Source organism: Micromonospora sp. DT201, assembly GCF_049841575.1.
GTDB lineage: Bacteria > Actinomycetota > Actinomycetes > Mycobacteriales > Micromonosporaceae > Micromonospora.
The window spans coordinates 110,605-122,373 of sequence record NZ_JBNCKP010000011.1 but is presented as its reverse complement, the minus strand read 5'-3'; the positions used below and the strand labels follow the sequence as shown (position 1 = coordinate 122,373).

At 71.9% G+C, this 11,769-nt stretch carries 10 protein-coding genes; 2 read left to right on the top strand and 8 right to left on the bottom strand.

Annotated features, from left to right (window positions below; translation table 11 throughout):
* Nucleotides 1–50: 50 nt before the first annotated feature.
* From ACLQ28_RS19510 to ACLQ28_RS19475, 8 genes are all read right to left on the bottom strand, one after another.
* Nucleotides 51–1,214: an acyl-CoA dehydrogenase family protein gene (locus ACLQ28_RS19510; RefSeq protein ID WP_425687709.1), complete on the bottom strand. Its 1,164-nt coding sequence runs from the start codon at nucleotides 1,212–1,214 to the stop codon at nucleotides 51–53.
* 14 nt (nucleotides 1,215–1,228) lie between these two features.
* Nucleotides 1,229–3,250 carry a biotin carboxylase N-terminal domain-containing protein gene (locus tag ACLQ28_RS19505; RefSeq protein ID WP_425687708.1) on the bottom strand — a complete coding sequence of 674 codons (2,022 nt, stop codon included), beginning with the start codon at nucleotides 3,248–3,250 and terminating at the stop codon, nucleotides 1,229–1,231.
* 15 nt (nucleotides 3,251–3,265) lie between these two features.
* Nucleotides 3,266–4,864, bottom strand: a complete 1,599-nt coding sequence (locus ACLQ28_RS19500) for an acyl-CoA carboxylase subunit beta (protein ID WP_425687707.1) — start codon at nucleotides 4,862–4,864, stop codon at nucleotides 3,266–3,268.
* A complete protein-coding gene (locus ACLQ28_RS19495; RefSeq protein ID WP_425687706.1) occupies nucleotides 4,861–6,537 on the bottom strand; it encodes an acyclic terpene utilization AtuA family protein in 1,677 nt (558 codons plus the stop codon). The genes ACLQ28_RS19500 and ACLQ28_RS19495 overlap by 4 nt, the downstream gene beginning before the upstream one ends.
* The gene (locus ACLQ28_RS19490; protein WP_425687705.1) at nucleotides 6,534–7,343 is read right to left on the bottom strand and encodes a TIGR03084 family metal-binding protein; all 810 of its coding nucleotides are present in this window, start codon (nucleotides 7,341–7,343) and stop codon (nucleotides 6,534–6,536) included. The genes ACLQ28_RS19495 and ACLQ28_RS19490 overlap by 4 nt, the downstream gene beginning before the upstream one ends.
* A gap of 37 nt (nucleotides 7,344–7,380) precedes the next feature.
* On the bottom strand, nucleotides 7,381–7,986 hold the full coding sequence (locus tag ACLQ28_RS19485; RefSeq protein WP_425687704.1) for a TetR/AcrR family transcriptional regulator: 606 nt from the start codon (nucleotides 7,984–7,986) through the stop codon (nucleotides 7,381–7,383).
* Nucleotides 7,987–8,204: 218 nt separating this feature from the next.
* On the bottom strand, nucleotides 8,205–8,948 hold the full coding sequence (locus ACLQ28_RS19480) for a metallophosphoesterase family protein (RefSeq protein WP_425687703.1): 744 nt from the start codon (nucleotides 8,946–8,948) through the stop codon (nucleotides 8,205–8,207).
* A 111-nt stretch (nucleotides 8,949–9,059) separates the two neighbouring features.
* Entirely contained in the window at nucleotides 9,060–9,737 is a 678-nt protein-coding gene (locus ACLQ28_RS19475) for a Crp/Fnr family transcriptional regulator (RefSeq protein WP_076467173.1), read from the bottom strand.
* Nucleotides 9,738–9,880: 143 nt separating this feature from the next.
* Between ACLQ28_RS19475 and ACLQ28_RS19470 the strand changes: the two genes are divergently transcribed.
* The gene (locus ACLQ28_RS19470; RefSeq protein ID WP_425687702.1) at nucleotides 9,881–10,543 is read left to right on the top strand and encodes an adenosylcobinamide amidohydrolase; all 663 of its coding nucleotides are present in this window, start codon (nucleotides 9,881–9,883) and stop codon (nucleotides 10,541–10,543) included.
* Nucleotides 10,544–10,599: 56 nt separating this feature from the next.
* Entirely contained in the window at nucleotides 10,600–11,769 is a 1,170-nt protein-coding gene (locus tag ACLQ28_RS19465; RefSeq protein ID WP_425687701.1) for a CapA family protein, read from the top strand.

The following is an 11,769-nucleotide window of genomic DNA, read 5'->3' as shown; positions in this document are numbered from 1 at the left end:
TGATGCCTTCCCGCCCCAGCCGTCGGGTCAGTCTCAGCACTCGGCAGGTCTCAGTACGACTTGTCCTGGCCGAGGACGTGCTGGGCTACGAAGTTGAGGATCATCTCTCGACTGACCGGGGCGATCCGGCCCGCCCGGACGGCGCCGAGCAGGGTCGCCACCCCGTACTCGGTGGTCATGCCGGCCCCGCCGAGCACCTGGACGGCGGTGTCCACGGCCAGCGCGGCTGCCTCCCCGGCCGCGTACTTGGCCATGTTGCCGGCCACCCCGGCCTCGAGGTCGCGGCCTGCGTCGTACAGGGTGGCGGCCTTCTGGATCATGAGGCGGGCCAGTTCCACCTGCACCGCAGCGTGTGCCAGCGGATGTGACACGCCCTGGTGCGAGCCGATGCTCCGGCCACCCCAGACCTTGCGCGTGGCGGTGTACTCGCTGGCCCGCTCGATGGCGTACCGGCCGGTGCCGGCACCCATCGCGGCCACCGTGATCCGTTCCGGGTTGAGCCCGGCGAAGAGCGCCGGCAGGCCGGCGTCCAGCGACTCACCGAGCAGCGCGTCGGCGGGGAGTCGCACGTCGTCCAGGTAGAGCAGGAACTGGTTCTCCGGAGACACGATCTCCATGTCCAGCTTGGACCTGGTCAGCCCCGCCGCGTCGGTCGGCACCAGGAACAGCGCCGGCTTCAGCTTCCCGGTGGAGGAATCTTCGGTGCGTGCCACCACCAGCACGTGTCCGGCTTCGTCGACTCCGGAGATGTAGCACTTGCGGCCGGAGAGCAGCCAACCGTCGCCGTCGCGGCGGGCGACCGTGCCCAGCCGGTGGAAGTTGGAACCGGCCTCCGGCTCGGTGATCGCGAAGACGATCTTCTGGGAGCCGTCGGCGAGGCCGGGCAGGTGGCGCTTGCGCTGCTCCTCGGTGCCATGCCGGTTGAGCACGGTGGCCGCGATCGCGGGGGAGACCACCAGCAGCAGCAGCGGGCAGCCTGCGGCCGCCAGCTCCTCACAGACGATGGCCAGCTCGGTGATGCCGCCGCCCCCGCCGCCGTACTCCGTGGGGATGTTGACCCCCAGGTAGCCGAGCCGTCCGGCCTCCGCCCAGAGTTCGGTGGTGTGCTCGCCGGCCTTGGCCTTCTCGACGAAGTAACCGTGACCATAGCGGCGGCCCAACGCCCGCACGGCGTCGCGCAGCTGATCCTGCTCGGGGGTGAGGTCGAAGGTCATCGGGGGTCTCCTCTTCAGCTCTCGATGACGGCCAGCACCGCGCCGGTGCGCACCTGACCGCCGGCCGGCGCCGGCAGTGCGGCGACCACGCCGTCGGCCGGGGCGAGCACCGGATGTTCCAGCTTCATCGCTTCCAGGGTGAGCAGCAGGTCGCCGGCCGCGACCTGCTGGCCGACCTCGACGTGCACCCGGGCCACCGAGCCAGGCAGCGGCGCGAGCAGCGACCCGGCCGCCAGCTCCGCGGTGGGCAGTGGGAAACGTGGCAGCTCGGTGAGGCTCGCCGCCCCGTCCGGGCCGTCCACGAACACCGCCGACCCCACCCGGTGTACGCGGTACGCGCGCCGCACCCCACCGACGTCGAGCACCACCCGGCCCGGGGCGGCCTCGACAAGCGCCACGGTGAGCGCACCCGCTGGGCCGGTCGCTGTCGGCTGGTCGGAAGAGCCCTCGACCGCAGCCGTCGACGTGCTGGACCAGTCGGCGAGCCCGCCGGTCCGGTCCAACCGGTAGCGAACCTCGATCTCGTCGCCGTCCGGGCCGGCGAAGCGGGTGACCTGGGGGACAGCGGGCACGTTGCGCCAGCCCGACGGGAGCCCGCCCAGCACCGGCGCCGTCGCCCGGCGCTGGGCGGCACCGGCCAGCGCGGCGGCGAGGGCAGTCAACGGGAGCTGATCGGCAGGCAGCAGCGGCACGAAGACCTCCGGGTGCCGGTCCAGGAAACCGGTGTCGATCTCGCCCGCCGCGAACTCCGGGCTGCGCAGCACCCGGACCAGCAGGTCCCGGTTGGTGGCCACCCCGTGCAGCTCGGCCCGGGCCAGCGCGCCCGACAGAGCGCGGGCCGCTTCGGACCGGGTCGGCGCCACGGCGATCAGCTTGGCGAGCAGTGAGTCGTAGTGCACGCCCACCACCGAGCCCGCCACCACGCCGGAGTCGAGTCGCAGGCCCGAGCGGTGGAGCCAGCCGAACTCGCGGTCGACCCCGGGCACGTCGAACCGGTGCAGAGTGCCGGTCGAAGGCCGCCAGCCCTGTGCCGGCTCCTCGGCGCACAGCCGCACCTCGATCGCGTAGCCGCGCGCGGCCGGGTAGCGGGCGTGTTCCGGCAGCGGGGCACCCTCGGCAACCAGTAGTTGCAGCCGGACCAGGTCCAGCCCGACCGGAGTGATCAGCTCGGTGACGGGATGCTCGACCTGGAGCCGGGTGTTCATCTCCAGGAAGTAGAACTCCCCGGTCGGTGCGAGCAGGAACTCCACCGTGCCCGCTCCCACGTAGTCGACCGCGCGTCCCGCCGCCACCGCCGCCTCGTGCAGATGCTCGCGCAGCTCCGCGGGGACGACCCCGGGCGCCTCCTCGACGATTTTCTGGTGTCGGCGCTGGATCGAGCACTCGCGCACGCCGAGGGCGGCGACCGTGCCGTGCGTGTCGCCGAAGATCTGCACCTCGACGTGCCGGCCGCGCTCGACGTACCGCTCGATGAAGACCGTGCCGTCACCGAACGCGGCAGCCGCCTCGCGGCGCGCCGAGGCGACCGCCTCGGCCAACCCGGCGGCGTCCGAGACGATCCGCATCCCCCGCCCGCCGCCACCGGCGGACGCCTTCACCAGCACCGGAAAATCGGTGACCTCGTCGATGTCGGTCCAGCTCGGCAGCATCGGCACGCCCGCCTCGGCGAGCAGCGCCTTCGCCGCCAGCTTGTCGCCCATCGCGGCGATCACCTTGGCGGGCGGCCCGACCCAGGTCAGCCCGGCGTCGGTCACCGCCGCCGCGAACTCGGCGTTCTCGGCGAGGAAGCCGTAGCCCGGATGGACGGCGTCCGCGCCGCTGCGCCGGGCCGCGTCCAGGATCAGCTCGACCCGCAGGTACGTCTCGGCCGGCGCGGCACCGGGCAGCCGGACCGCGTGGTCGGCCTCGGCGACGAACGGCTCCGCGGCGTCCGCGTCCGAGTGCACCGCGACCGTCTCCACACCGAGCGTCCGGCAGGTCGCGAAGACCCGGCGGGCGATCTCCCCCCGATTTGCGACGAGCAATCTGCTGATCATCTTTGGCTCCGCCCCCTACATCCGGAAGACGCCGAAACCGTCGGCGCCCTTCACCGGTCCGTTGTGGATCGCCGAGAGGCAGAGCCCGAGGACCGTACGCGTGTCCCGAGGGTCGATCACCCCGTCGTCGTAGAGCCGGCCGGAGAGGAAGAGCGCGCCCGACTGCGACTCGATCTGCTGCTCGACCATCATCCGCATGGCGGCGTCGGACTCCTCGTCGTAATCGCGCCCCCGGGCGGCGGCAGCCTGCCGCGCCACGATGGAGAGCACCCCGGCGAGCTGCGCCGGACCCATCACCGCCGACTTCGCGTTCGGCCAGGTGAACAGGAACCTCGGCTCGTACGCCCGACCGCACATGCCGTAGTTGCCGGCCCCGTACGAGGCACCCAGGTTCACCGTCAGGTGCGGCACCGTCGAGTTGGACACCGCGTTGATCATCAGTGCGCCGTGCTTGATGATGCCGCGCTGCTCGTACTCCGTGCCGACCATGTAGCCGGTGGTGTTCTGCAGGAAGATCAGCGGGGTGTCCGCAGCGTTCGCGAGCTGGATGAACTGGGCCGCCTTCTGCGCCTCCTCGCTGAACAGCACCCCGCGGGCATTGGCCAGCACGCCAACCGGGTACCCGTGCAGCTCGCCCCAGCCGGTGACCAGTGCGTCCCCGTACGCCGGCTTGAACTCGTCGAAGTCGCTGCCGTCCAGGATCCGAGCCAGCACCTCACGCGGGTCGAACGGCACCTTCAGATCGGCACTGGTGATGCCGAGCAGCTCCTCCGGGTCGTACTTCGGTGGCTGCGGCACCGCCGTCCGCGGCGACGGGCCCTGCTTGCGCCAGTTCAACCGGCGTACGCACTGCCGGGCCAGCCGGATGCCGTCCCGCTCGTCGGACGCCAGATAGTCGGCGAGCCCGGACGTGGCCGCGTGCATCGCCGCGCCACCCAACGACTCGTCGTCGGTGACCTCACCGGTCGCCATCTTCACGAGCGGCGGCCCAGCCAGGTAGACCTGCGACCGGTCCCGAATCATGATCACGTGATCGGACATCCCCGGCACGTACGCGCCACCGGCCGTGGCGTTGCCGAAGACCACGCTGACCGTGGGGATGCCCGCCGCCGAGAGCCGGGTCAGGTCACGGAACACCCGACCACCCGGGATGAAGATGTCCGCCTGAGTGGGCAGATCCGCTCCGGCCGACTCAACGAGGTTGACCATCGGCAGCCGGTTGGCCAGGGCGATCTCGCCGGCCCGCCGGGTCTTCGCCAGCGACCACGGATTGACCGCGCCGCCGCGTACCGTCGGGTCGTTGGCGACGATCAGGCACTCCACGCCCTCGACCACCCCGATACCGGTGACCACGCTGGCCCCGACCGGGAACTCCGTGCCGTACGCGGCGACCGGCGACAACTCCAGGAACGGGCTGTCGGCGTCCACCAGCAGCTCGATCCGCTCCCGGGGGAGCAGTTTGCCGCGTGCGTGGTGCCGGGTCACGTACTTCTCGCCGCCGCCGGCCCGAGCCTGGTCCAGCGCGGCGTCCAACTCGGCCAGCCGGTCCAACAGGGCCGCCCGGTTCGCGGCGTACCCGGGTGCTCGCCGCTCCGGCGTGTCCATGATGCTCATCGGGCCACCCCCGTCGGTACGTCAGCAGGCAGGTCGACGATCCGGGCGCGCAGCAGCTCACCGAGCGCCTTGGCCTGCGGGTCGAACCGGGTTGACGCGGCCACCCCCGCCCCGAGCAGGCCCTCGATGACGAAGTTGACCGCGCGCAGGTTCGGCAACTCGTAGCGCTGCACCGACAGCGGCGCGGTCTCCGGCAACAGCTCGGCCAGCCGTTCGACGGTCAACCAGGCGCGCAGCCACGCGTACCCGGCCTCCGAGCGCGCCCAGACACCGAGGTTGGCATCCCCACCCTTGTCTCCTGAGCGCGCGCCGACCAACTCGCCGAGCGCCCCGCCTCGGGTCGGGCCGCCGACCGCCACGTTGCCACCCGAAGGTGTCTTGACCGCCGCGACGGGGGCGGTGCGCAGCGGCGGGGGGATCGGCACCCGCTCGCCGCTGGGCAGCACCGCGACGTGCGCCACTGCCTCCTGCGGCACCGCGTCGGCGGTGAAGACGCCGTACGGTGTCGCGTCGCCGGGCAGGGTGGTCAGCGTGCAGCCCGGGTACGAGGCCAGTGCCAACTCCACCGCTGCGGCTGAGAAGGCACGTCCGGCGCGGGCCTTGTCGCCGTCGCGCAGGTGGACGTGGAGCAGGGCGCTGGCCGCCTCGGTGTCGGCGGCATCGGGGTGGTCGGTCCGGGCCAGCACGAATTCCAGCCCGTCCTTGCCCACCGCCTCCTCGACCTGCCCCCGGACCAGGGCCGCCTTGGCTTGGATGTCCAGACCGCAGAGGACGAACGTCATCGAGTTGCGGAAACCGCCGAGGTTGTTGACGCCCACTTTGAGCGTGGCTGGTGGCGGTGTGCCCCGGACACCGGAGACCCGGATCCGGTCCGGCCCGTCAGAACGCAACGTCACCGTGTCCAGTCGGGTGACCACGTCCGGCCCCAGGTATGCCGGCCCACCGATCTCGTAGAGCAGTTGGGCGGTGACCGTCTCCACGGTGACCGCACCGCCGGTGCCCACATGCTTGGTGAGCACCGCTGAGCCGTCGGCGTGCACCTCGGCGATCGGGAATCCGGGCCGGTGCCCGCCGTCGGGCAGTTCGGTGAAGAAGCTGAAGTTGCCACCGGTGACCTGTGCGCCGCACTCGACGAGATGCCCCGCGACGGTCGCCCCGGCCAGCTCGTCGAGGTCGTCGCGGCCCCACCCGTACCGGGCGATGGCCGGGCCGACCACAAGTGACGCGTCGGTGACCCGGCCGGTCACCACGACGTCCGCGCCGCCGTCGAGGCAGGCGGCGATCCCGAACGCGCCGAGGTAGGCGTTCGCGCTCAACGCGTCCGGCCGCTGGATCGTGTCGCCCTCGACGTACCCGATCTGGACTGGCAGGCCCAGGCGGCCGGCGAGTGCGTCGATGGCGGCGGCCAGGCCGGCCGGGTTCAACCCGCCGGCGTTGGTCACGATCCGCACTCCCCGGTCGAGGGCGGTGCCGAGGCACGTCTCCAGTTGACGCAGGAACGTCTTCGCGTAGCCCAGGCCGGGGTCGCGCAGCCGATCCCGGGCGAGGATCAGCATCGTCAACTCGGCCAGGTAGTCGCCGGTCAGCACATCCAACTCGCCGCCGTCGAGCATCTCCCGCCAGGCGGTGAACCGGTCGCCGTAGAAACCGGAGGCGTTTCCGATCCGGATCATGCCCCTCCTCCGTCCGCGTCGACCGGAACGGTGGTCGGCTCGCGGCCGGCACCCGGCGGGCCAGCGAACGCCTGCGCCACGTCGAGCCACTCGTCGGCTACCGGACCGACGGCGACCAGGGCGAGGTCCGCGCGGTGTCGGCGTTGGGTGACCAGCAGGCAGAAGTCCCGAGCCGGACCGGTCAGCCGGTCGGCGGCGTCCGCCGGACCCCAGCTCCACGTGTCACCGCTGGGTCCGACCAGCTCGACCCGGACCGGCGTCGTCGGTGCCGCCCGGCCGTGCGCGGCGAAGCTGTGCCCGAGGGTACGCACACCAAGGTGCGCGACGTGCTGGAGTCGATCGGTGGCGGGGCGGACGACGCCGAGCGTGTCGGCCACGTCCTCACCGTGTGCCCAGGTTTCCATGATCCGAGCGGTCGCCATCGAGGTGGCCGACATCCGGGTGCCGTACCAGGGCAGCTTCTCGCCGGCCGGGACGGCGGCCAGTGCGTCGGCGAGTACCGCCCGTCCGGCCCGCCAGCGGGACAGTAGCTCCGCTGGCGGGGTGAGGAACTCCTCGGCACCGGCGTCGACCATTCGAGTCGGGTCCGGTGCGGCGGTGACCGTCGCGTAGAACGCCTCGGGATCGGTGGCGGCGAGCAGCGCCACATGGTCGGTCCAGGCGAGGTGGGCGATCTGGTGTCCGATGCTCCAGCCCGGCGCGGAGGCCGGCCTCGCCCAGTCGGCGGCGGGCAATGGGGCCACCAGGGCGTCCAGTTGGGCCGACTCGGCGGCCAGATCCGCGAGCAGGTCAGTGAGGTCGACCATGGTGCCTCCGGTCGGTGCGGGCCTGCGCGGCCGGCGGTCAGGGTGTGAGAAGGGTGGCGAGTTGGCGCTTCCAGGTGGTGAGCAGAGCAGTACGGCGGGCCGAGTCGTCGCTGAGCAGGTTGGCGACCCCGAGCCCGCGGAGCAGGTCGAGGGTCGCCTGCACCGCCTCGCGGACTCCTGGTCGGCGCTCGTCGACGCCGAGTAGCGCCACGGTGAGGCGATGCATTTCCCGACCGACCGTCGCCTCCAGCGGCACCAGGGCGTCCCGAAGCTCCCGATCGGTGCGGGCGGCGACCCAGAGCTCGAGAGCGGCCACGAACAGCGGCCCGGTGAACGCCACGCCGAGCAGGTCGATCACCCGGTCGAGCCGCTGCGGGCCAGCTGGCAACGCCTCGGCCTCGGTGCGCAACTCGGCGGCTCGCCGCTCGGCGAGATGGGCCACGGCGGCGGTGACCAGCGCGGCCTTCGTCGGGTAGTGATGCAGCTGTGCCCCCCGCGAGACACCGGCCCGTGCGGCGACGACGGTGGTCGTGGTGCCGGACCAGCCGTGCTCGATCAGGCAGTCGACGGTCGCCTCCAGCAGGCGGGCCTGGGTGGCGCGGCTGCGCTCCTGCTGAGGGACACGCGTCGATGCGGTGGACACGGCAACAGCCTGCGGCCAACGAAACAAACAGTCAAGACTGACTTTTTCTAGGGCTTGGTCGTTGGTCTTGACAGGGGGTCGGACCGGGTGGTCGGACCGGGGTCGCCCCAGATCTGGGGCAGCTCTACAGGCAGCACGTAGGGACCCTCACCCTGCCCGGCCCGCGCTCGCCGGCCCGCTGCGCGTATCCCGGCCCGGCCCGGCCCGGCAGCCCTCGCTCAGCGGCCGTCGCGGGGGCCGAAGACAGTCAGCGCGTCGGCATCGCTGTGCTGGGAGCGCAGGTACTCGTCGGCCCAGTCGGCGGCGTCGGGGTAGGTCGACTCGGCGGCCACCCGGGCGCACGCCGCGTCCACGTCAAAGTGAGTACGCCGCAGTTGGACGCCGGGCCCGAGCAGCGCCCACCATGCGCCGGCACCGCCGTACGGCATGCCGACGCTGCCCGGGTTGACCACCAGGCGTCGATCGACCAGCCGGGTGAAAGGCATGTGGGTGTGGCCGCAGACCACCGTCGAGACCTCGGCCGGGAGACCGGAGAACACCTCCGCCCAGCGCTCCATCCGGGAGTCGACGAGCACGACCTCTTCGTCGTCGCGGGGGGTCGCGTGACAGAACAGCGTCGGCCCGAGGCCGTCGATCTCGAACGTCACCGTCGCCGGCAGGGCCGCGAGGCGGGCCACCTGGTCGTCGCGGAGTTGCCCGGCGGCCCAGTTGGACACCTCGATCGACGCCGGCTTGCCGGCCCGCGCCTCGACCAGTTCCCGTTCGCAGTTGCCGCCGACCCAGCACACCCGGTCACCCAGGTCGGCGAGCACGTCCAGCACCTCGACCGGCTGCGGACCAGCCGCGATGTCGCCGGTCAGCACGATCAGGTCGGCGGCGGCGACGTCCGGTTCGGCCAGCACGGCCTCCAGCGCGGGCAACACGCCATGAATGTCGGAGAGCACGGCAACGCTATTCGGCATGGCCCCACCCTCGTCGCCTGCGCCAGTCGGAGACCAGCGATTCTGCGCCAGGCAGACGAAACGTCCCCGCCTACCGTCGGTGACGGTGGGCGGGGACGGGACGTGCTGCTCTCAGACGCGGGCGCGACGGGCGAGGCGCTCCGGGTCCAGGATGATGATGCTCTTGCCGTCCAGCCGCAGCCAACCGCGCGAGGCGAAGTCGGCCAACGCCTTGTTGACCGTCTCCCGAGAGGCGCCAACGAGCTGGGCGATCTCCTCCTGGGTGAGGTCGTGGGTCACCCGCAGGACGCCGCCGTCGCGGGTGCCGAACCGGCCAGCCATCTGGAGCAGGTTCTTGGCGACCCGGCCCGGAACGTCCGTGAAGATCAGGTCGGCGAGCGAGTCGTTGGTCCGGCGCAGCCGCCGGGCGAGCACGCGGAGCAACTGCTCGGCGATCTCCGGGCGGTTGGCCAGCCATGGCCGCAGCGCCTGCTTGCGCAGTCGTACGAGCCGAGTGTCGGTCACTGCGGTGGCGGTCGCCGTACGCGGGCCAGGGTCGAAGAGCGACAGCTCACCGACCATGTCCGACGGCCCCATCACCGCGATCAGGTTCTGCCGGCCGTCCGCAGCGCGACGACCAACCTTGATCTTCCCGGACAGCAGGATATAGAGGCTGTCGCCGGGCTCGCCCTCATTGAAGACGACCTCGCCCTTGCGGACCTCGATCGTCTCCATCTCCTTGGCAAGCGCCTCGGCAGCTTCCGGGTCAACACCCTGGAAGATCCCGCTGCGGGCCAGTACCTCGTCCATCGCGCACCTCCGCTTACGCGTGCCGTCCGTCGGCCGGGTCCGCCGTCCGCTGATCCCCTCGCGCGCCGCCAAGTCTAGGCGCACGTGAGCTTGAATCAGAGGTCGCCCCTGGAATCTTGATCGTTGGGCGTAACCTGCCCGACGTGCTGAGCGAGCCGAGTCTGACCAGCCGCGCCGAGGATGGGCGGCACATTCCACTGCTCGTCTGGCGCACGGACGTGCCCCTGCGGGCGGTCAGCAGCGGCCCGCTGGGCGGCGGCATCGGGGTCCGGCGCTGGGTGCTGAATGCGACCGTACCCATGTCGTACGCCCGGGACGACCCCGCCGCACACCTGGCGGCGCTCGCCGCCGACCTCACCCTCGACGGGCCCGGGGTTGGTCTGCTGACCGGCGTCGATGTAACCGAGGTGGTGGCGCGGACCGACACCGGCGTCCGGGCCTGGGCGACGGTCGGGCTCGGCACGCCGGTGCTCGCGGCCGCGCCGGCTGCGGCCGCGCTCGCCCAGCGCGTTGGCACGGTCAACATCGTGGTGTACGTGCCGGCCCGGCTCGCCGACTCGGCACTTGTCAACGCGGTGGCCACGGCGACCGAGGCGAAGACCCAGGCGATCACCGAGTTGGGGTTGCCGGGGACCGGCACCCCAACCGACGCGGTCACCGTGCTCTGCCCGGTCGACGGGCCGGAGGCCGCATACGGCGGGCCGCGCTCCACCTGGGGTGCCCCGCTCGCCCGAGCGGTGCACGCGGCAGTGCTCGCCGGGGGTGCCCAGGCGGTCGTGCCCTGGTCAGAGCAGCTCACCAGCTGAATTTCCAACCGATCGGCTGTCGTCGGCGCGTATACGGCCCGGTAGGGTCGCGAGCGATGTATTCTCTCGCGTCCCGCCCGCGTCGCCGCGTCGCCCTCGGCCTCGCCGCGCTGCTGGCCACCCTGCTCGCCGCCGGCTGTTCCGACTCCGGTGGCGAGGCCCCCGTCTGGCAGCCCGGTGCCGGCGGCGGTGGCACCGGCGCGCCGGTGGCCACGGCAGGCCCGCAGGCAACCGGGTCGGCTGCCTCCGACGAGGGCGGCGCGATCTCACTCTCCGCCACCGGCGACATCATCATGGGCAACGCGCCGAGCCGGCTGCCCGCCGCCGGGGGTAAGGGCTTCTTCACCTCCGTCACCGAGGCACTCAAGGCCGACCTGGTGATGGGCAACCTGGAGGAGCCGCTGACCGTGGACACCGGCACCGGCAAGTGCGGGGCCAACTCCACTCGCTGCTTCCAGTTCCGGGCCCCACCGGAGTACGCCGCACACCTGCGCGACGCCGGCTTCGACGTGCTCAACCAGGCCAACAACCACGGCTACGACTACGGGCCGAAGGGCTACGAGAACACCCAGAAGGCGCTCGAGAAGTACGACCTGGAGCACACGGGCGCGCCGGACGAGATCACCGTTGTCGACGTCAAGGGCGTCAAGGTCGCGGTGGCCGGTTTCTCGTCGTACGTCTGGTCCAACAGCCTTGTCGACATCGACGAGGCGAAGGCGGTGGTCGCCAAGGCCGCCACGATGGCCGACATAGTCGTGGTGCAGGTGCACATGGGTGGCGAGGGCGCCGCGCAGACCCGGGTCAAGCCGGGCACGGAGATGTTCCTCGGTGAAAACCGGGGCGACCCGATCAAGTTCTCGCACGCCATGATCGACGCCGGCGCGGATCTGATCGTCGGGCACGGGCCGCACGTGCTGCGGGGCATGGAGTTCTACAAGGATCGCCTGATCGCGTACAGCCTGGGCAACTTCGCCGGCGGCGGCAACTCGCTGAACAACGACGGCCGCCTCGGCTGGGGCGGGGTGCTGAAGGTGTCGCTGAAGCCGGACGGCACCTGGGCCGGTGGCTCGTTCACCTCGACGTACATGAACGACGCCGGCAAGCCGACCTTGGACCGGGACGACCGTGGTCTGGGTCTGGTCACCGAGTTGAGCCGCAGCGACTTCCCGAAGGGCGGCGCCCGGCTCGACGGGCAGGGCAAGATCTCGCCGCCGACCGCCGGCTGA